The sequence below is a fragment of the Pseudoxanthomonas suwonensis 11-1 genome (assembly GCF_000185965.1).
Lineage (GTDB): Bacteria > Pseudomonadota > Gammaproteobacteria > Xanthomonadales > Xanthomonadaceae > Pseudoxanthomonas > Pseudoxanthomonas suwonensis_A.
The window spans coordinates 647537-667100 of sequence record NC_014924.1 but is presented as its reverse complement, the minus strand read 5'-3'; the positions used below and the strand labels follow the sequence as shown (position 1 = coordinate 667100).

Sequence of the window (19564 nt, the reverse complement as noted above, 5' to 3'; positions counted from 1 at the left end):
CGTGGGCCCATGCTCGCCTGGACCCATCCCGCCTGCCTGGCCCATGACACCGGTCCGGACCATCCGGAGCAACCGGCGCGCCTGCAGGTGGTGATCGACGCCCTGCAGCACCATTGTCCCGCCCTGGACTGGCGCGAGGCGCCGCCGGCGCGGCGCGGCGACCTGTGCCGGGTGCATACCGCGGAAATGGTCGACCAGGTGCTGGCGCCGGTGACCTGCGGGATCCAGCATATCGACGCGGAAACCGTGATCTCGCCCGGCTCGGCGCGCGCGGCGGTGCATGCCGCCGGTGCCGGCCTGGCCGCGGTCGACGCGGTGGTGGCCGGCCCCGACCGGATCGCGTTCTGCGCGGTGCGCCCGCCCGGCCACCACGCCACCGCCGACACGGCGATGGGCTTCTGCCTGGTCAACAACATCGCCGTGGCCGCCGCCTACGCGCGCGACCAGCACGGCATCGAGCGCATCGCCATCGTCGATTTCGACGTCCACCACGGCAACGGCACCCAGGCGATCTTCCGCGAGGATCCGGCGGTGGCGTACTTCAGCACCCACCAGTCCGGGCTGTACCCGCACACCGGCCACAACCGCGAGCGCGGGGTCGGCAACCTGCACAACGTGCTGCTGCCGCCCGGCAGCGGCGGTTTCCGCTTCCGCAACACCTGGGCCGACCAGCTGTTGCCGATGCTGGACGACTTCCGCCCGCAGCTGCTGATGATCTCGGCCGGCTTCGACGCCCACCTGTCCGATCCGCTGGCCGACCTGATGCTGGAGGCCGGGGATTTCGCCTGGCTGACCAGCGAACTGCTGGCGATCGCCCTGCGCCACGGCCAGGGCCGGGTGGTGTCGATGCTGGAGGGTGGCTACAACCTGGATGCCCTCGCCGAGTGCTGCGTGGCCCACGTGAAGGCACTCGGCGGCTGAACCCGGGCCGGCCGCCGTGCGGCCTTTCATTGCCCCCATGCACCCCCATCCGGCAAGCTACCGCCGATTTCCGGCCCGGACGCCCCCTCCCCCGTGCATCACCGCCTGCGAACTCCCCTGCGCCTGCTGCCGCTGTCCGTGGGCATTGCCTTCGCCCTGCCCGCCCTGGCCGACGAGAAGCCGCTGAACTGGGACCTGTGCCCTGCGCAGGAGGTCCTGCCCGCGTTCCGCGAGGCGCCGCCGGCCGATCCCGAACTGGCCCAGTCGCGCAACGAGCAGCCCACCGACATCGAGGGCGACGAGCTCAGCGGCACCGAGACCACCCCGCAGTACCAGGGCAACGTCGCCCTGGTCCGCGGCGACCAGTTCCTCGGCACCGACCAGCTGCGCTTCGACACCGAGAGCGGGCGCTACGTGGCCGAGGGCAACGTGCGCTACCAGGACTCCGGCATCCGCATCGTCGCCGACCGCGCCGAGGGCAGCCAGGACGACGACAGCCACGTCATCACCAACATCCGCTACCAGCTGGTCGACCGCCGCGGCAACGGCGGCGCCGACTCGATCTCCATGCGCGGCCCGGTCGGGCAGATGTACCACTCGACCTACAGCACCTGCGACCCCGACCAGCGGGCGTGGGAGCTGCGCGCGCAGCGGATCGACGTGGACAACGACGAGGGCTTCGGCGTGGCCCGCAACGCGGTGCTGCGCATGGGCCGCTTCCCGGTGCTGTACGTGCCGTGGATCAAGTTCCCGGTGGACGACCGCCGCCGCACCGGCCTGCTCTACCCCTCGGTGAGTACCTCCGGGCGCAACGGCTTCGACTACCGCCAGCCGATCTACCTCAACCTGGCACCGAACTACGACGCCACCCTGACCCCGCGCATCATGACCAAGCGCGGGCTGATGCTGGACACCGAGTTCCGCTACCTCTACGAGGGCGGCCGCGGCATCCTCGAGGGCGGCTACATGCCCAACGACGACCTGCGCGACCGCGACCGCGGGCGCTTCGAGTTCCGCGGCTACCACAACATCGACCGCCACTGGCAGGCACGCGCCAGCCTGGGCTGGGTCAGCGACGACCGCTTCGTCGAGGACTTCTCCAACCGCCTGGCCGGGGTGTCCGCGTCCTACCTGCAGAGCACCGCCGGCGTGTACGGCAGCGGCCAGCACTGGAGCGCCGGCGCGATGGCCGAGTACTACCAGCTGACCGACTACACCCTCAACGACGGGCACCTGCCGTACGGCCGCCTGCCGCGGCTGTATGCCAACTGGCAGCAACCGCTGGGCCGCTGGCTGGACGCCGGCATCTATGCGGAGGCGGTGCGCTTCGAGCATGCCGAGCGTCCCGGCGGCAGCCGCCTGGACCTGAAGCCGTACATCTCCGCGCGCCTGGGCGGGCCGGCCTGGTACGCCACCCCGACCCTGGCCTGGCGCTTCACCGGCTACCAGCTGGACCAGGACCTGGCCGACCAGCAGGACGGCGAGCGCAACCCCACCCGCAGCCTGCCGGTGGCCAGCGTCGACGCCGGCATGTACTTCGACCGCGAGACCAGCTGGGACGGCGAGCGCTTCCTGCACACCCTCGAGCCGCGCCTGTTCTACCTGTACGCGCCCTACCGCGACCAGGACGGCCTGCCGCTGTTCGACACCCGGCCGTTCACCTTCAGCTGGGGCCAGCTGTTCCGCGACAACCGCTATTCCGGCGCCGACCGCCAGACCGACGCCAACCAGCTGACCATCGCCCTCAGCACCCGCCTGATCCGCCAGGAAGACGGCCGCGAGAAGCTCTCGGCCAGCCTCGGCCAGATCCGCTACTTCGAGGACTCGCGCGTGCTGGCCCCGGGCGAGACCCCGGTGGCGCAGGGCAAGTCGGCCTGGGTGGCCGACGCCAACTACATGATCAACGACCGCTGGAACCTCGGCGCCTCGTACCAGTGGGACCCCAAGTTCCGCCGCGAGGACCTGGCCAGCATCCGCGCCCGCTACCTGTGGCCGGACGACGGCGTGGTCAACCTGACCTACCGCTACCGCCGCGACCTGCTGGAGCAGGCCGACTTCTCGTTCCTGTACCCGATCAACCCGACCTGGAGCCTGGTCGGCCGCTACTACCACTCGATCAGCGACGACAAGCTGCTGGAGGCGATCGCCGGCGTGCAGTGGGACAGCTGCTGCCTGGCCGTGCGCGCCATGGCCCGCCGCTACGTGCGCAACCGCGAGGGCGACCTCGACAACGCGCTGCAGGTGGAGTTCGTGCTCAAGGGCCTGGGTTCGGCCGGCCAGGACACGGAGCGAAGCCTGCGCCGTGCTATTCTCGGGTATCACCGCGACGACCTGTACCTGGTCCCGCCGAGCAACACCACGCCCGATCCGGACGACTACGATCCGAACCTCATCCCGTGAGTCCATGAGCCGACGCCTTTCCGCGATTTTCCTGGCGGCCTCCGCCCTGCTGTCCCTTCCCGTCGCCGGCGTGGCCCAGGCCCAGCAGCAGCTGCAGCCGGTCGAACGCATCGCCGCGATCGTGGAAGAGGACGTGATCCTGCAGAGCGAGCTGGACCTGGCCCTGCGCAACGTCATGGCCCAGTACGCCGGCCGCGAGAGCCAGCTGCCGCCGCGCCCGGTGCTCGAGCGCCAGGTGCTCGAGCGCCTGGTCCTGACCCGCCTGCAGGTCGCGCGTGCGCGCCAGCAGGGCATCCGCGTCAGCGAGCAGGAGGTCAACCAGGCCGTCGCCATGATCGCCCAGCAGAACGGCCTGACCCTGGACGGGCTGCGCCAGCGCCTGGCTTCCGACGGCCTGTCGTTCGAGGAGTTCAGGCGTTCGCTGAACGAGGAGATCACCGTCCAGCGCCTGCGCCAGGGCTTCATCCAGCGCATCAACGTCAGCGAGGGCGAGATCGACGCCGCCCTCGCCCGCGAGGCCACCGGCAGCCGCCAGTACCGCCTGGCGCACATCCTGGTCGCGCTGCCCGACGGCGCCACCGCCGAGCAGATCACCACCGGCCAGCGCAAGGTCGAGGGCATCCTCAACGTCATCAACAAGGGCGAGATGGACTTCGCCGCCGCCGCGGTGCGCTACTCCGACAGCCCCAACGCGCTGGAAGGCGGCGACCTGGGCTGGCGTTCGCTGGACGAGATCCCGTCGGCGTTCGCCCAGCAGATCCTGCAGCTGCAGCCGGGCGAGATCTTCGGCCCGGTGCGCGGCCCCAGCGGCTTCCAGCTGCTGCGCCTGACCGAGGTGCGCGACAGCGCCCAGGCCCCGGCACAGACCGTCACCGAGTACCACGTCCGCCACATCCTGGTCCGCGTCAACGACCGCCAGGACGCCGCGACCGCCCGCGCCAAGATCGACACCCTGCGCGCGCGCATCGCCGGCGGCGCCGACTTCCAGGAAGTCGCGCGCGAGGCCTCCGAGGACAACAGCACCCGCGGCCAGGGCGGCGACCTGGGCTGGTTCCCGGCCGATGCCTACGGCCCGGAATTCGGCGGCCAGGTGACCGCGCTGGAGGACGGCCAGGTCTCGCAGCCGTTCCGCACCGACGCCGGCTGGCACATCATCGAGCGCGTCGCCCGTCGCGAGACCGATGTCACCGACGACAACCGCCGCGCCCAGATCCGCGACACCATCGGCCGCCGCAAGCTCGAAGAGGAATACGAGCGCTACCTGCAGGAAATGCGGGGCGAGGCCTACGTGGTGTTCCGCGTCGGCGACCGCGCCGAGCCCGTCGCCAACTGAGCCATGGCGCTCCCGCGGCTGGCGCTGGTTCCCGGCGAACCGGCCGGGATCGGTCCCGAACTCTGCGTGCGCGTGGCCCAGGCCCCGCGCACCGACTGCAGCCTGGTCGCCCTCGCCGACCCTGAGGTCCTGGCCGCCGCCGCCGCGGCGCTGGGCCTGCCGCTGAACCTCCTGCCCGCCGATGCCGTCGCCCGCCAGCCGGGCGACCTGCCGCTGCATCCGGTCCGCAATGCCGTCGCCGTGCAGTTTGGCCGGCCGGACCCGCGCAACGCCCGCGCCGTGGTCGACGCCCTGCTCGGCGCCGCCGAAGGCTGCGTGCGCGGCGTGTACCAGGGCATGGTCACCGGCCCGGTGCAGAAGTCGACCATCAACGAGGGCGGCATCGCCTACACCGGCACCACCGAACTGCTCGCCGGCCATGCCGGGCGCGAGGTGGTGATGATGCTGGCCAACGACATCGTCCGGGTGGCGCTGGCGACCACCCACCTGCCGCTGCGCAAGGTCGCCGACGCGATCGACGCGCCGCTGCTGCGCCAGGTGCTGGGCATCCTGCACAGCGCGATGCGCGAGGACTTCGGCATCGCCGATCCGGTGGTCGCGGTGCTGGGCCTCAACCCGCACGCCGGCGAGGACGGCCACCTCGGCCGCGAGGAACTGGACGTGGTGATCCCGGTGCTGGAGGCGCTGCGCGCCGAAGGCATGCACCTGGTCGGCCCGCTGCCGGCCGATACCGCCTTCCTGCCCGGCAGGCTGCGCGGCTTCGACGCGGTGCTGGCCATGTACCACGACCAGGGCCTGCCGGTGCTCAAGTACAGCGGCTTCGAGCGCGCGGTGAACCTGACCCTGGGCCTGCCCTACCCGCGCGTGGCGGTCGACCACGGCACCGCCCTGGACCTGGCCGGCAAGGGCCTGGCCGATCCCTCCAGCCTGGAAGCCGCGGTCACCACCTGCGCGCGGATGGCGGCGCAGAGGATGCAGCGCTAACTACCCCGCCCACCTTCGGGGTGAGACACGGAGCGGAGCACGGGGCGAGGGTTGGATCCAGTCGTCGCCCGGGTAGGCGAAGCGCACCCGGGAACGAGGATGCAGCGCGTTACCGGAATGCCGTGATGGCCGGTGCATGTCCCCGGATGCGATCTACGTCCTTGTCCGGGCTACAGGGATTGGGCCGCGGCGTCAGAACAGCTCGCCGGTCTCCCGGGTAGGCACCGCCAGCCCAAGGTGGCGGTAGGCCTTGGACGTGGCCATGCGTCCGCGCGCGGTGCGGACCAGGAAGCCCTGCTGGATCAGGTAGGGCTCGATCACGTCCTCGAGCGTGCCGCGCTCCTCCGACAGCGAGGCGGCCAGCGATTCCACGCCCACCGGGCCGCCGTCGAAGTGGCCGATGATGGTGTTGAGCAGGCGCCGGTCGAGTTCGTCGAAACCTTCCGGGTCGACCTTGAGCATGGCCATCGCCGCCTGCGCCACGTCCATGTCGATGCGTCCACCGGCCCGGACCTGGGCGTAGTCGCGCACCCGGCGCAGCAGGCGGTTGGCGATACGCGGGGTGCCGCGCGCGCGGCGCGCGATCTCGCCGGCGCCGTCGGCCTCGCAGTCGATGCCCAGGATCCGCGCCGAGCGCCGCACGATCTTCGTCAGCTCCTCCGGCGTGTAGAACTCCAGGCGCTGGACGATGCCGAAGCGGTCGCGCAGCGGCGCGGTCAGCAGGCCGGCGCGGGTGGTGGCGCCGATCAGGGTGAACGGCGGCAGGTCCAGCTTGATCGAGCGCGCGGCCGGGCCCTCGCCGATCATGATGTCGATCTGGAAGTCCTCCATCGCCGGATAGAGCACTTCCTCGACCACCGGCGACATGCGGTGGATCTCGTCGATGAACAGCACGTCGTGCGGCTGCAGGTTGGTCAGCAGCGCGGCCAGGTCGCCGGCCTTCTCGATCACCGGGCCGGAGGTCACCCGCAGGTTCACCCCCAGCTCGTTGGCGATGACGTGGCTCAGCGTGGTCTTGCCCAGGCCCGGCGGGCCGAAGATCAGCACGTGGTCCAGCGCCTCGCCGCGGGCGCGGGCGGCCTCGATGTAGATGCCCAGCTGCTCGCGCACGGGCTGCTGGCCGAGGTATTCGTCCAGGCGTTGCGGCCGGATCGAGGCCTCGAGGGCCTCGTCCTCGCGGGTGGCGCCGGCGCCGAGGATGCTGCGGTGTTCGCTCATGCGGCGATTATGGCCGTTGCCGGTCGCGCGTGCCGAGACTCCTGGCGGCCCGGGGCGGCGCCCGGGCTCAGATCTCGACCTGCGCGCCCAGCTCGACCAGGCGGTTGCCCGGGATGCGGAAGAAGCCGGACGCCGGCGCGGCGTTGCGGTGCATGACCGCGAACAGCTTGTCGCGCCAGGTCGGCATGCCGCGGCGGGCGCCGGCGACCACGTTCTCGCGGCTGGCGAAGTAGGTGGTGTCCATCGGGTCCATGGACAGGCCCTCGCGGTCGCAGGCGCGCATCAGCGCCAGCGGCACGTCCGGGGTTTCCATGAAGCCGAAGCGCACCACCACGCGGTGGAAGTCGTCGCCGATCGCATCGACCCGGATCCGCCGCTCCACCGGCGCGTACGGCACCGGCAGGGTTTCCACGGTCAGGAACACGTTGCGCTCGTGCAGCACCTTGTTGTGCTTGAGGTTGTGCAGCAGCGCATGCGGCACCAGGCCGGGATCGGCGGTGAGGAAGATCGCCGTGCCCGGCACCCGCACCGGCGGCGCCAGCATCAGGCCCGGCAGGAAGGTGTCCACGCGGATGCCGTCCTTGCGGATCTCCTCGCGCAGCAGCGCGCGGCCGCGGCTCCAGGTGCGCATCAGGGTGAACAGGACGATGCCCAGCACCACCGGGAACCACGCGCCCTGCAGCAGCTTGGCGCCGTTGGCGACCACGAAGGCCACGTCGATGAAGAAGAACGGGATGCACAGCGCCAGGATCCAGCGCCGGCCGTTCGGCCACAGCGCGCGCGCCACCAGCGCCAGCAGCAGGGTGTCGATCAGCATCGTGGCCGAGACCGAGATGCCGTAGGCCACGGCCAGGTTGGAGGAGCTGCGGAACACCAGCACCAGGCCGATCACCATCACCATCAGCATCCAGTTGATGCCCGGCACGTAGATCTGGCCGATGGCCTCGCTGGAGGTGTGCTTGATGCGCATGCGCGGGATGTAGCCCAGCTGCATGGCCTGGCGGCCGATCGAGAACGCGCCGGTGATCACCGCCTGCGAGGCGATCACCGCGGCCATGGTCGCCAGCACGATCATCGGGTACAGCGCCCAGGCCGGCACCGATTCGTAGAACGGGTTGCGCACCAGCTCCGGATGCTCCAGCACCAGCGCGCCCTGGCCCAGGTAGTTGAGCACCAGGCAGGGCAGCACGAAGAAGTACCAGCCGTGGCGGATCGGGCGCGCGCCGAAGTGGCCCATGTCCGCGTAAAGCGCCTCGCCGCCGGTCACCGCCAGCACCACGGCGCCGAGGATGAACACCCCGTGCCAGCCATGGTCGGCGAAGAACGCCGCCGCCCACCACGGGTTGAAGGCCTTGAGTACCTCCGGCGCCTTGATGATGTTCCAGGCGCCGATCGCGGCGATGGCCACGAACCACAGCATGGTCACCGGGCCGAACACCTTGCCGACCTTGGCGGTGCCGAAACGCTGGCCGGCGAACAGCACCACCAGTACCACGATGGTCAGCGGCACGATGAAGTTGTGCAGCCCCGGTGCGGCCACCTCCAGGCCCTCCATCGCGCCGAGCACGGAGATGGCCGGGGTGATCACGCCGTCGCCGAAGAACAGCGAGGCGCCGAAGATGCCGAGGATGCCGACCACGTACGCCGAGCGGGAACCGTTGCGCAGGGTGCGCTGGGCCAGGGCCATCAGCGCCATGATGCCGCCCTCGCCGTCGTTGTCGGCGCGCATGATGATGGTCACGTACTTCAGGGTGACCACCACCATCAGCGACCAGAAGGCCAGCGACAGCACGCCCAGCACGGTGTCGTGGTCGCTGGTCAGGCCGTAGTGCGGCGAGAACGCTTCCTTGAGCGTGTACAGCGGGCTGGTGCCGATGTCGCCGAACACGACGCCGATGGCGCCCAGCACCAGGGCCAGGTGCGAGCCTCCGGGACCATGGGCGGCATGCCCGTGGCCGGCGGGAGGGTTCGGCGATGACGCTGCGGACATGGCGGGCGAACCTTAGCGCGTGGGGGCGTGAGCGGGGCGCGAGCGCGCGCTCAGCGCAGGGCGGACTGCAGGGCCTTGCGGATGATGGCCGCGGCCTCGTCGCCGGGGGCGGCGGCGTCGCGGGCCATGCGCTGCGCATCGGCCGGCTTGTAGCCGAGCTGCTGCAGGGCGGTGGCGGCGTCGGCCATGGGATCGCCCGGCGCCGCGGTCATCCCGGCCACTGCGCCGCCGCCGGCGAGGTCGGCGGCGCGGTCGCGCAGCTCCACCACCATGCGCTCGGCGGTCTTCTTGCCGATGCCCGGGATCCGGGTCAGCGCGGTGACGTCGCCGGCCTGCACCAGGCGCGCGAACTCGTCCACGCTCACCCCGGACAGCACCGCCAGCGCGATCTTCGCGCCGATGCCGCTGACCTTCTGCACGTCGCGGAACAGCCGCCGCTCGCTCTCGCGCAGGAAGCCGTACAGCGAGACGCTGTCCTCCTTCTGCGCGTAATGGGTGAACAGCGAGACCTCGCGTCCCAGCTCCGGCAGGTCATAGAAGGTGCTCATCGGCGCCTCCAGCTCGTAACCGACGCCGTTGACGTCGACCACCAGCCACGGCGGCTGCTTCAGCACCAGGGTTCCGCGCAGTCTTCCAATCATTGGGGGCTCCTACGGAGCGTGATTCGGGATTGGTGATTGGTGATTCGAGAAAGCAAAGGCGAAAGCGCCGGCACGGCCGGAAGGTGCCCGCGCTTTCCACGAATCACGGCTTTCAACGGACGCACGTCCGGTAATGACGAATCACCAATCACGGCTCTATTTCCTCCAGGCCAGCCTGGTGCTGACGCCGAGCCTTTGGGCGGTGGCCCGCACGTGCGCATGGGTCAGGGCGATGGCCAGCGCGTCGGCGGCGTCGGCCTGGAGCTTGCCGGGCAGGCCGAGCATGGCCGCGACCATGTGCTGGACCTGGGCCTTGTCCGCGGCGCCGGTGCCGACCACGGCCAGCTTCACCTCGCGCGCGGCGTACTCGGACACCGGCAGGTCGCGCAGCACCACCGCGCTGATCGCCGCGCCGCGGGCCTGGCCCAGCTTGAGCGCCGAATCCGCGCTGCGGCCCACGAACACCTGCTCGATCGCCACTTCCTGCGGCTGGTACTCCTCGATCAGCCCGGTCAACCCGTGCAGCAGCCGCTTCAGGCGCGCGGCGAAGTCGCCTTCGCCCAGCAGCACCAGCGGCTGGTGGTGCACGTGGCGCACGCGGCCGCCGGCCTCCACGTCGATGATGCCCACGCCGGTACGCTGCGAACCCGGGTCGATCCCGAGGATGCGCACGGCGGGCAGCGGCACGCGCGCGGCGTTCATGCGCACGCCCCGCGTGCGTTCCGGCCCGCCGCCTGTTCGCCCCGGGCCGGACGCATGTTCAGCCGGCGTCGCCCAGGTCGGCGTTCGAATAGACGTTCTGCACGTCGTCCAGGTCCTCGAGCATGTGCAGCAGCTTCTGCACCTGCTGCGCGGTCTCGCCGGACACGGCGATGTCGTTGTCGGCGCGGAAGGTGATCTCGGCATAGCCCGGGGCCAGGCCGGCCGCCTCCAGCGCCTGCTTCACCGCGTCGAAGTTCTCCGGAGCGGTGACCACGTCGATCGCGCCGTCCTCCGGGTACACGACGACATCGTCGGCACCGCCCTCGATCGCCGCCTCGGTGATCTTCTCCTCGTCGGCCCCAGCCTCGTAGCTGAGCACGCCCAGGCGCTTGAACATGAAGGACACCGAGCCCTCGGTGCCCATGTTGCCGCCGCACTTGGAGAAGGCGTGGCGCACGTCGGCCACGGTACGCACGCGGTTGTCGGTCAGGCAGTCGACGATCACTGCGACGCCGCCGGGGGCGTAACCCTCGTAACGCACTTCCTCGTACTCGACGCCTTCCAGCTCGCCGGTGGCCTTCTTGATCGCGCGCTCGATCACGTCCTTGGACATGTTCGAGGCCAGCGACTTGTCCACCGCCGCGCGCAGGCGCGGGTTGTTGGCCGGATCACCGCCGCCGGCGCGGGCGGCCACGCCGATCTCGCGGATCAGCTTGGTGAAAATCTTGCCACGCTTGGCATCGGTGGCGTTCTTGCGCGCTTCGATCGAGGGACCGCGACCCATGGGCGTACCGTTCGTACTGCGTTGCGAAGCGACGGATTATAGCCGCGCACCGCCCCCGCCCGCGCCGTCTTCGCCCTGGCCCTCCCGCGCGAACGCGCCGTGGCGCAGGAACGCGGCCACCTGGCGCGCCGCTTCCGCCGACAGGACCAGGCCGGTATGGCTGGCGCGCACCCGGCAGTAGTCCCTGGCGCCGGGCAGGTGGGTCTCGGACAGGGCCACGGTGCCGTCGGACTCCAGGCCCACCGCCGCCAGCAGCCGGCTGATACCACGCGGCAGGTCCCCGGCGATCACCCCCAGCTCGGCCCTGCCCTCCCACGGCCGGCAGCCGCACAGCAGCAGCGGCGCGCTCCTGCCGAGTACCCAGGCGAGGGGGCGCTGGGCGGCGAGGTATTGCGCGGTCGCACTGCCACACAGCGGCGATCCCAGGCAGACAACCCGCCGCACTGGCAGGTCCGGCGAACGGCGCAGGGCCTCGACCGCGACCAGGCCGCCAAGGCTGTGCCCGACCAGGTGGCACGGGAGACCACCACGCAGGCGCGCGACCAGCGCCTCGATCGCCGGCTCCGGACCGCCGACGATGCTGGGATAGCCGAAGCGCTCCACCTGGAAGCCCAATCGGCGCAGGCGCCACGCCAGGGGCAGCAGCCACCATGGCTGGTTCCACAGCCCGTGCACCAGCAGCACGCGCGTGCAGGGCACGGCTTCCGTGTCCGCCATCAGGCCGGGGCCTCCTGGTGCTGCCGCTTCCAGGCGCGCGGCGACACGCCCGCATGCGCCTTGAACGCACGCGACAGCGCCGCCTCGCTGCCGTAGCCGACCTCGGACGCGACCACCTTCAGCGGTCGCCCGCGGCGCAAGGCCTGCTGCGCCAGGCGCACGCGCCAGCCCTGCAGGTACTGGCCCGGGGTCAACCCGACCACCTCGCGGAAGGTGCCGGCGAACACGCTGCGCGACATGCCGGCCACGTCCGCCAGCTCCTCCAGGGTCCATTCCCGCGCGGGGGATTCGTGCATCGCCACCAGCGCATGGCGCAGGCGCTGGTGTGACAGCCCGGCCAGCAGGCCGCTGCGGACCTCGCCCTGCTCCATCAGGTGGCGCAGCAGCTGGATCATCACCACCTCGAACAGGCGGTCGACCATGGCCTGGCGGCCGCAGCGCCGTTCGAAGGCCTCCTCGAACAGCAGCTCCAGCACCGTGGCCGATGCCCCCAGTTCGGCCAGCGGCACGCAGGCGAAGACCGGCAGCGCCGCGGCCAGCGGGTTCTGCGCCCCACCCTCGAAATGCAGGTCGGCGCAGGCCATGTCGGCGCCACGCAGCGGGTCGCTGTCGAAGCGGTGCGGCGTGGGCCGCGGAAACAGCAGCAGGCTTGGCTGCTCGATCCGCAACGGCGGCCCGCCGTGGGAAACCTCCAGCGGACCGCGCCGTACCAGGTGCAGCTGGCCGGTGTCGCGGTCCCCGACCAGGTTGGTGCCGCACAGCGCGCCGGCGTTGAACACGCGCGCGCTGACCGGGAAACGTTCGAGCAGTACCGCCAGCCGATCGACCATCGCCGCCTCCCTTGCACCTGGCGGCCAGCGTAGCGCGGCCGCCGCAACGCCAGCTGGACGGGCGGGCGCCGGACCGGCTCAGGCCGCTTCGCGGCGCAGGATGTATTCCAGGTCGCGGACCCGGCCTACCGGGAACTCGTAGGTGCCGACCTGTTCGTAGCCGTGGCGGGCGTAGAAGCGCTGGGCGCCATGGTTGCCCGACCAGACCCCGATCCACAGGGTGCGCGGGCCGTCGCGCAGCAGCCAGCGTTCGGCCTCGGCGAAGACCCGCGAGCCCCAGCCGCAGCCCTGGTGCGAGGCCAGCACGTACAGCCGCTTCAGCTCGCCGTCGCCGGGCTTCACTTCCGGATGCGGCAGTCCGCAGGGACCGGCCGCGGCATGGCCGACCGCGACGCCGTCCTCCTCCAGCAGCCACACCGCGTAGTCGGGATGGCCGAGGATCGTGGCCTGGCGTTCCGGCGTGTAGGCCTCGCCCAGGAAGGCCTCGAGGTCCTCCGGCGGATAGAGGTGGCCGAAGGTCTCGGTGAAGGTGCGCGCGCACAGCGACGACAGGGTCGCCGCGTCATCCACCGTCGCGCGCCGGATGGCCAGGCTCACTCGTCCTCGCCTTCCCCGTCGTCGGCGCCTTCCTCGTCCTCTTCGTCCTCTTCGTCGTCGAGGTCCTCGTCGTCCTCTTCCTCTTCTTCGTCCTCGTCGTACTCGTAGTCGTCCTCGCCGAAGTCCTCTCCATCCCAGCGGCCTTCGCCGTCGGGCACGAAGGTCACGGCCATGGACGCCGGCGAGGTGCCGACGCGGACCAGCCAGCCTCCGAACACGCGGGCGCGCTCGGTCACCAGCGCCGGATCGGAGCCCTCGTTGCCCAGGCGTTCCCACTCAAGCGAAAAAGCAAACTCGGTCATCGACCAACTCTCCGGTAGACGAGTCCCCCTTGGGTCAGGGGGGCGCGGCGACAGCCGCAGTGGTTGTGGGTGAGGTCGCGGGGGCCGGCACTCCGTCAACGGAATGCCGGCAAGGCCTCACTGCTTGTGCAGCGAGGCTTCGCGGACGGTTACGTGCACTTCGGCCAGCTGTGCGGCCGGGATCGGCGAGGGCGCGCCGGTCATCAGGCATTGCGCCGAGGTGGTCTTCGGGAACGGGATCACGTCGCGGATCGACTCGGTGCCGGCCATCAGCGCGGCGATGCGGTCGATGCCGAAGGCGATGCCGCCGTGCGGCGGGGCGCCGTACTTGAGCGCGTCAAGCAGGAAGCCGAACTTCGCCTCGGCCTCCTCGGCGCCGATGCCCAGCAGCTCGAACACCGCGCTCTGCATGTCGGGGCGGTGGATACGGATCGAACCGCCGCCGATCTCGTTGCCGTTGAGCACCATGTCGTAGCCGCGCGACACCGCGGTCTTGGCGTGCGCGCGCAGCTCGGCGATGTCGTCCACCGCCGGGGCGGTGAACGGGTGGTGCAGGGCCACGTAGCGCTGCTCCTCCTCGTCCCACTCGAACATCGGGAAGTCGGTGACCCACAGCGGACGCCAGCCTTCGGCGACCAGGCCGAAGTCCTTGCCGGCCTTCAGGCGCAGCGCGCCCATGAAGTCGGAGACCTTGTTGTAGCCACCGGCGCCGAAGAACACGATGTCGCCGTTGCCGGCGCCCACGTGCTTCAGCAGCGCGGCGAAGGCGTCCTCGCTGAAGAACTTCTGGATCGGCGAGGAGATCGCGCCGGCCTCGTCGATCTTGATGTAGGCCAGGCCCTTGGCGCCGAACTTGGCGGCGTGGGCGGCGTATTCGTCGATCTGCTTGCGCGACAGGCTGGCGCCACCGGGGATGCGCAGCGCGGCCACGCGGCCGTCCGGGTCATTGGCCGGGCCGGTAAACACCGCGAACTGGCTGTCCTTGACCAGCTCGGCCACGTCCACCAGCTCCAGGTCGATGCGCAGGTCCGGCTTATCCGATCCATAGCGGCGCATGGCCTCGGCCCAGGTCATGCGCGGGAACTGCGCCTCCAGCTCCACGCCCACGACCTCCTTGAAGATGGCGCGGATCATGTCCTCGACGAAGTCCTGTACGTCGCGCTCGCGGACGAAGGCGAACTCCATGTCCAGCTGGGTGAATTCCAGCTGGCGGTCGGCGCGCAGGGCCTCGTCGCGGAAGCAGCGCGCGATCTGGTAGTAGCGGTCGAAGCCGGCCACCATCAGGATCTGCTTGAACAGCTGCGGGCTCTGCGGCAGGGCGTAGAACTCGCCCGGGTGCATGCGCGCCGGGACCAGGAAGTCGCGCGCGCCTTCCGGGGTGGCCTTGGTCAGGATCGGGGTCTCGATGTCCTGGAAGCCGGCCGCGTCCAGGTGCCGGCGCAGGGCCTGCACCAGCTTGATCCGGGTGCGCTGCATGCGCTGCATCTCCGGACGGCGCAAGTCCAGGTAGCGGTAGCGCAGGCGGGTTTCCTCGGTCGGGTTCTCGTGCGCGTGGAACGGCAGCGGCGCGGCCTTGTTGAGGATGGTGATGCGGGTGGCGATCACCTCGACCTTTCCGGAGCGGATCTTGTCGTTGACCGCGTGGCGGGCGCGGACCACGCCCTCGACCTGGATCACGTCCTCGTAGCCGAGCGAGGCGGCGACCGGGAAGACCTCGGCGTTGTCGGGCTCGACCGTGACCTGGACGATGCCTTCGTGGTCGCGCAGGTCGATGAAGCAGACGCCGCCGAGGTTGCGGGCGACGTCGGTCCAGCCGGCGAGGGTGATGGTCTGGCCGATCAGCGATTCGTCGACCAGGCCGCAGAAATGGGTACGCATGCAGGCTCCGCAAGTGGGGCAACCGCCCGGCAACCGGGCGGAAAGGAGCAATTTTACCCTCTCGCCCCCTCCCCGCGGGACGCCTCCGCCGGGGCTCTTCCCGGGGGCCACAAGTTGCCCGGGAAACATCCTGTTCAGGAATGTGCGGGCAGGGTCCGGGTCGAGCCACGAGCCAGAGGTGCCCGCATGAGCCTGCCATCCCCGCATGACACGCCGGTTACGGCCACGCCCGCCCCGAAGGGCCAGGGCGGATGACGGGGGCCGTCCTGGTCCTGGCGCTGGCGGCCGCCCTCGCGCTGCTGCTGGCCTCCCCGCACCGGGCGCGCACCAAGGCCGCCCTGCTGGGTTGCGTCCTGGCTCTGCTGAGCCTGTGGTGGATGGTCGACCGCCTCAGCGGCGACGGCCTGGACGCGGCCACGCTCTACCACCTTTACAGCGGCATCGAGGGCGCCGGCGTGGCCGACTTCAGCGGCCTGCTGGCGGCCACGCTCGTGCTGCTGGCGCTTTCGCTGCTGGTTCCGCTGTTCCTGGCCCGGCGCCTGCGCCGCCAACCGCCACCGCTGCGCCCGCGGCCGGCGGTGTTCCCCGGCTTCCTCGCCGCGATCGTGGTGGCGGTGGTGGCCAGCCCGCTGGCCCATGACGGCTGGCGCCTGTACCAGCACACCCGCCCGGTCGACGCGAGCCGGGTCGCCGCCGAGTACGTGGTCCCGGACCGGCCGCTGCGCGAGCGCCGCAACATCGTCTGGATCTATGCCGAGAGCCTGGAGCGCACCTACTTCGACGAATCGGTGTTCCCCGGGCTGATGCCCAACCTCACCCGCCTGGCGGGCGAGGCCCTGGACTTCCGCCAGGTCGCGTCGCCGCCCGGCACCGGCTGGACCATCGCCGGCCTGGTCGCCTCGCTGTGCGGGGTGCCCCTGACCGCCGCCCGCGGCGACGAGAACAGCATGGGCCGGATGGAGCAGTTCCTGCCCGGCGCGCACTGCCTCACCGACTACCTGGCCCAGCAGGGTTACGGCCTGCACTTCAGCGGCGGCGCCGATTCGGCCTTCGCCGCCAAGGACCGGTTCCTGGCCAGCCATGGCTTCGGGACGGTCAAGGACCAGGCCTGGTTCCGCGAGCGCGGCACCGCGAAGAAGCACTTCTCCGCCTGGGGCGTGCACGACGACGTGCTGCTGGACAGCGTGTACGAGGACTTCCTGCGCCTGTCGCGGGCCGGCACGCCGTTCATGCTCACCGCGCTGACCATGGACACCCACCATCCGGCCGGCCACCTGCCGCAGGCCTGCCGCGACGTGCGTTACGACAGCCCGCATGGCGACGTCGGCCTGCTGCGCGCGATTGCCTGCAGCGACCGCCTGATCGGCCAGCTGGTCGAGCGCATCCGCCAGAGCCCCCATGGCGAGGACACCCTGGTGGTGATCGCCTCCGACCATCTGGCCATGCCCAACGACCTCGGCGACGTGCTGGCCGGCATGACCCGCGAGAACCTGCTGCTGTTCCTGGGCAGCGGCCAGGAGCCGCGCCAGGTCGCCACCCGCGGCAGCACCCTGGACACCGGCGCCACCCTCCTGCAGCTGCTGGACCCGGAGCTGCACGAGCTCGGCTTCGGCCGCTCGCTGCTGGCCGGGGACGCGCGCCCGGCCGCCAGCCTCGCCGCGCGCGAGGCGCCGGACCGCTACCCGCTCTACCTGGGCTTCGCCCGCCAGCTGTGGACCGGGCGCGAGACCCGCACCCTGCGCATCGAGGACGACCGCGTGGTCGCCGGGGTGCAGCGCATCCGCCCGCCAGTGATGCTGGAGTACGACCAGGGCTGGGACATCGCCTCGATCGTGCTGGAGGATGCGCCGCGCCAGTTCGCCCAGCGCGATCCCGACAACATCCTCGCCTACGTCGACCGCTGCACCGCCTTCCTCGACGAGCCTTCCGGGGGCGAGTGGTGCGCGCTGGTGGTGGACCGCAACAACGCCCGCACCCTGTACGCGGAGGAAGACCTGCTGCGCGGCATCCAGGTCGATGCGCCGCTGCAGGAGGCCGCCGATGCCCGCCCGCGTCCGCGCCGTGCGTTCACCGTGGCGCGCGAGAACCGCAAGATGCAGCCGGGCCAGTACCAGCTGCGCATGCAGGCGCGGAACCTGCCCTCGCATTCGTTCTGGCTGGAGGCGGTATCCGACGACGGCACCGTGGTCCGCGCCAGGGAATGGGTCCAGGTCGATCCGGACAGCCCGGGCCAGCAGATCAGGCTGCCGGTGTGGCTGGATTCGTCGGTGGACCAGCTGGTGATCCGCGCCTGGCTGGACTACACCGAGGAGCTGGAGGTCGATCGCGTGGCGGTGGTGCGCGCGCGCAACGTGGCCGCCGCACCCCGCGGCTGAGCGCAGGTCGGGAATGGTTAAGCAGGCGAACGGATATATTCCGCCCGTCCGCCTTCCCCATCGGCGGCTACATGGAGAGTTGGCAATGACCCGGATCCTTACCGCCGTCCTCGTGCTGTGCCTGGCGCTGGCCGCCACCGCGCCCGCGGTTGCCGCCCCCGGCGACGACCTGCGCCGCCTGCCCACCGCCCAGCAGGTCGACCGGATCGACCGCGAATACGCCGCGCAATCGCGTGGCCGGGTCATCCCCGACGACCAGCTCGACTACTACCTGGCCCAGGTCCAGCGCGGCTGGGGCATGGACCAGGTGCGCAAGGACATCTCCGGCTCGCTGCGGGGCCAGGGCAACCGCCGCTGGAACGGCTCCAGCTGGAGCGGCGCGACGCTGGTCTGCTCCAGCAACGACCGCCGCCGGCGCGAGTGCCGCACCCCGTTCCGCGGCCGCCCGGTGCTGGTCGAGAACATCTCCGGCACCCGCTGCGTCGAGGGCCGCAACTTCGGCGGCGGCAACGGCACCATGTGGGTCGACGACGGCTGCCGCGGCCGCTTCGCCGAGGGTCGTGGCCCGGTCACCGGCAACACCGGCCAGGTCGTGCGCTGCGAGAGCAACGACAACCGCGAGAAGGCCTGCGCCTTCAGCGGCCGCGCCGTGCTGGTGAAGCAGCTGTCCAAGGCCGCCTGCATCGAGGGCCGCACCTGGGGCCAGCGTGGCAACACCCTGTGGGTGGACGACGGCTGCCGCGGCGAGTTCGCCCAGGCCAGCGGCCCGGCACCCGGCCGCCCGGGCCAGTGGGGCCAGAACAGCAACTACAGCATCACCTGCGCCAGCGACGACAAGCGCCGCCGCACCTGCGACTGGGACCGCCGCCAGGGCCGCCCGGTCGTGATCCAGCAGATCTCCAGCACCCGCTGCGACGAGAACCGCAACTGGGGCTGGAACGGCAACAGCATCTGGGTCGATGGCGGATGCAGGGCGCGGTTCGGCGCGCGCTAAGCGCGCGCCCGTGATTGGGGATTGGTGATTGGTGATTCGTAAGGGGCTGGTTCGGGATGGCGACTGCCGTGCCGTCAGTCCGTCGTCCCGAGCGGCGTGCGCCTTCGCCCCTCTCCCCATGGGGCGAAGGCGGGCGCATGCGATCACTGGTCCAGTGCATCGATCCCGTAGCCCGGATAAGCGAAGCGCATCCGGGATGATCCACAAGCCAGGCGCGACGCCTACCTCGACGTGATCCCCGGATGCGGCCTGCCGCCTTGTCCGGGCTACGCGGGCCGTGTTGCGCCTCGCGGTGTGCAGGAAAGGCTTTCAGCGGACGAATGTCCGCCAATCCCGGCTTTCAACGAACGGATGTCCGGTAATCCCGGCTTTCAACGGACGAATGTCCGGTAATCCCGAATCCCGAATCCCGAATCACCAATCACCAATCACCAATCAACCAATCCCGGCTTTCAACCCGGAAAAAGCTGCCCGATCCCCAGCGTGGCCACCGCGGCCACCAGCCAGATCGCGACGCGACGGATCAGGGCCGGGTCGGCATTGCCTGCAGGCCGGGCATTGCCGAAGCCGACCACGAATACGTGCAGCGGCAGCGCGATCACCAGCACGAAGGCCAGCACCCAGTACAGGCTGTCGTCGCCCAGGCGTGGCCATACGGCGGTCATCACCAGGGCCGAGACAATCCCGGCCACGGCTGCGGTCACCGGCGTCGGCGTGATCTGCATGCTTCCCTCTCCCCGTTGTCTGTCCCCGATCATGCCCGGCGGGCGCGGCCGGCGCGAGCCAGACCAAGGGCGCATGGTGGGGAGAAGCGGATCCGTAGCCGGCCAGGCGAAGCACAGCCGGGGTCGGGAAGCACGGTGACGCTGATTGCGCCTGCGGGGTGTTCCGGATACGG

17 protein-coding genes are annotated in these 19564 nt (G+C 70.9%); 6 read left to right on the top strand and 11 right to left on the bottom strand.

Annotated features, from left to right (window positions below):
* Nucleotides 1–9 precede the first annotated feature (9 nt).
* The 4 genes from PSESU_RS02975 to pdxA all read left to right on the top strand — a co-directional run bounded on the left by PSESU_RS02975 (nucleotide 10) and on the right by pdxA (nucleotide 5638).
* Entirely contained in the window at nucleotides 10–921 is a 912-nt protein-coding gene (locus PSESU_RS02975) for a histone deacetylase family protein (protein ID WP_013534285.1), read from the top strand.
* 105 nt (nucleotides 922–1026) lie between these two features.
* Nucleotides 1027–3321, top strand: coding sequence for an LPS assembly protein LptD (lptD, locus tag PSESU_RS02970; RefSeq protein ID WP_428992107.1), 2295 nt, complete (start codon nucleotides 1027–1029; stop codon nucleotides 3319–3321).
* 4 nt (nucleotides 3322–3325) lie between these two features.
* A complete protein-coding gene (locus tag PSESU_RS02965) occupies nucleotides 3326–4654 on the top strand; it encodes a peptidylprolyl isomerase (protein ID WP_013534283.1) in 1329 nt (442 codons plus the stop codon).
* Nucleotides 4655–4657: 3 nt separating this feature from the next.
* Nucleotides 4658–5638: a 4-hydroxythreonine-4-phosphate dehydrogenase PdxA gene (gene pdxA, locus PSESU_RS02960; protein ID WP_013534282.1), complete on the top strand. Its 981-nt coding sequence runs from the start codon at nucleotides 4658–4660 to the stop codon at nucleotides 5636–5638.
* A gap of 192 nt (nucleotides 5639–5830) precedes the next feature.
* On the opposite strand, the gene ruvB is transcribed toward pdxA, so the two are convergent.
* The 10 genes from ruvB to aspS form a co-directional block, all read right to left on the bottom strand.
* Entirely contained in the window at nucleotides 5831–6856 is a 1026-nt protein-coding gene (ruvB, locus tag PSESU_RS02955; protein WP_013534281.1) for a Holliday junction branch migration DNA helicase RuvB, read from the bottom strand.
* Between the two features lie 67 nt (nucleotides 6857–6923).
* Nucleotides 6924–8846 (bottom strand): potassium transporter Kup, encoded by a 1923-nt coding sequence (locus PSESU_RS02950; protein WP_013534280.1) that lies wholly within the window; start codon nucleotides 8844–8846, stop codon nucleotides 6924–6926.
* Between the two features lie 50 nt (nucleotides 8847–8896).
* Nucleotides 8897–9487 (bottom strand): Holliday junction branch migration protein RuvA, encoded by a 591-nt coding sequence (gene ruvA / locus PSESU_RS02945; protein ID WP_013534279.1) that lies wholly within the window; start codon nucleotides 9485–9487, stop codon nucleotides 8897–8899.
* Nucleotides 9488–9643: 156 nt separating this feature from the next.
* Nucleotides 9644–10189: a crossover junction endodeoxyribonuclease RuvC gene (ruvC, locus tag PSESU_RS02940; protein ID WP_013534278.1), complete on the bottom strand. Its 546-nt coding sequence runs from the start codon at nucleotides 10187–10189 to the stop codon at nucleotides 9644–9646.
* 58 nt (nucleotides 10190–10247) lie between these two features.
* Entirely contained in the window at nucleotides 10248–10973 is a 726-nt protein-coding gene (locus PSESU_RS02935; RefSeq protein WP_013534277.1) for a YebC/PmpR family DNA-binding transcriptional regulator, read from the bottom strand.
* Between the two features lie 36 nt (nucleotides 10974–11009).
* A complete protein-coding gene (locus PSESU_RS02930) occupies nucleotides 11010–11690 on the bottom strand; it encodes an alpha/beta fold hydrolase (RefSeq protein ID WP_013534276.1) in 681 nt (226 codons plus the stop codon).
* The gene (locus PSESU_RS02925) at nucleotides 11690–12520 is read right to left on the bottom strand and encodes an AraC family transcriptional regulator (RefSeq protein WP_013534275.1); all 831 of its coding nucleotides are present in this window, start codon (nucleotides 12518–12520) and stop codon (nucleotides 11690–11692) included. The genes PSESU_RS02930 and PSESU_RS02925 overlap by 1 nt, the downstream gene beginning before the upstream one ends.
* 78 nt (nucleotides 12521–12598) lie before the next feature.
* The gene (locus PSESU_RS02920) at nucleotides 12599–13117 is read right to left on the bottom strand and encodes a GNAT family N-acetyltransferase (protein ID WP_013534274.1); all 519 of its coding nucleotides are present in this window, start codon (nucleotides 13115–13117) and stop codon (nucleotides 12599–12601) included.
* Nucleotides 13114–13419, bottom strand: coding sequence for a hypothetical protein (locus tag PSESU_RS02915; RefSeq protein WP_013534273.1), 306 nt, complete (start codon nucleotides 13417–13419; stop codon nucleotides 13114–13116). Before PSESU_RS02915 ends, PSESU_RS02920 begins: the two co-directional genes overlap by 4 nt.
* Before the next feature lie 117 nt (nucleotides 13420–13536).
* Nucleotides 13537–15297, bottom strand: coding sequence for an aspartate--tRNA ligase (gene aspS / locus PSESU_RS02910; protein WP_013534272.1), 1761 nt, complete (start codon nucleotides 15295–15297; stop codon nucleotides 13537–13539).
* A 251-nt stretch (nucleotides 15298–15548) separates the two neighbouring features.
* On the opposite strand from aspS, the gene PSESU_RS02905 reads away from it, so the two are divergent.
* Entirely contained in the window at nucleotides 15549–17672 is a 2124-nt protein-coding gene (locus PSESU_RS02905; protein ID WP_013534271.1) for a phosphoglycerol transferase I, read from the top strand.
* A gap of 85 nt (nucleotides 17673–17757) precedes the next feature.
* The gene (locus PSESU_RS02900; protein WP_013534270.1) at nucleotides 17758–18666 is read left to right on the top strand and encodes a DUF3011 domain-containing protein; all 909 of its coding nucleotides are present in this window, start codon (nucleotides 17758–17760) and stop codon (nucleotides 18664–18666) included.
* 452 nt (nucleotides 18667–19118) lie between these two features.
* Here the strand turns inward: PSESU_RS02900 and PSESU_RS02895 are convergent, their stop codons facing one another.
* Complete coding sequence (locus PSESU_RS02895) at nucleotides 19119–19391, bottom strand: hypothetical protein (protein WP_013534269.1); 273 nt, start codon at nucleotides 19389–19391, stop codon at nucleotides 19119–19121.
* Nucleotides 19392–19564: the final 173 nt, after the last annotated feature.

Coding starts and splice junctions, on each gene's coding strand:
- PSESU_RS02900 (WP_013534270.1), top strand. CDS start 17,758: ATGACCCGGATCCTTACCGCCGTCCTCGTGCTGTGCCTGGCGCTGGCC.
- ruvA (WP_013534279.1), bottom strand. CDS start 9,487: ATGATTGGAAGACTGCGCGGAACCCTGGTGCTGAAGCAGCCGCCGTGG.
- PSESU_RS02975 (WP_013534285.1), top strand. CDS start 10: ATGCTCGCCTGGACCCATCCCGCCTGCCTGGCCCATGACACCGGTCCG.
- PSESU_RS02925 (WP_013534275.1), bottom strand. CDS start 12,520: ATGGTCGATCGGCTGGCGGTACTGCTCGAACGTTTCCCGGTCAGCGCG.
- PSESU_RS02930 (WP_013534276.1), bottom strand. CDS start 11,690: ATGGCGGACACGGAAGCCGTGCCCTGCACGCGCGTGCTGCTGGTGCAC.
- PSESU_RS02950 (WP_013534280.1), bottom strand. CDS start 8,846: ATGTCCGCAGCGTCATCGCCGAACCCTCCCGCCGGCCACGGGCATGCC.
- PSESU_RS02905 (WP_013534271.1), top strand. CDS start 15,549: ATGACGGGGGCCGTCCTGGTCCTGGCGCTGGCGGCCGCCCTCGCGCTG.
- PSESU_RS02935 (WP_013534277.1), bottom strand. CDS start 10,973: ATGGGTCGCGGTCCCTCGATCGAAGCGCGCAAGAACGCCACCGATGCC.
- PSESU_RS02895 (WP_013534269.1), bottom strand. CDS start 19,391: ATGCAGATCACGCCGACGCCGGTGACCGCAGCCGTGGCCGGGATTGTC.
- aspS (WP_013534272.1), bottom strand. CDS start 15,297: ATGCGTACCCATTTCTGCGGCCTGGTCGACGAATCGCTGATCGGCCAG.
- PSESU_RS02965 (WP_013534283.1), top strand. CDS start 3,326: ATGAGCCGACGCCTTTCCGCGATTTTCCTGGCGGCCTCCGCCCTGCTG.
- ruvB (WP_013534281.1), bottom strand. CDS start 6,856: ATGAGCGAACACCGCAGCATCCTCGGCGCCGGCGCCACCCGCGAGGAC.
- PSESU_RS02915 (WP_013534273.1), bottom strand. CDS start 13,419: ATGACCGAGTTTGCTTTTTCGCTTGAGTGGGAACGCCTGGGCAACGAG.
- pdxA (WP_013534282.1), top strand. CDS start 4,658: ATGGCGCTCCCGCGGCTGGCGCTGGTTCCCGGCGAACCGGCCGGGATC.
- ruvC (WP_013534278.1), bottom strand. CDS start 10,189: ATGAACGCCGCGCGCGTGCCGCTGCCCGCCGTGCGCATCCTCGGGATC.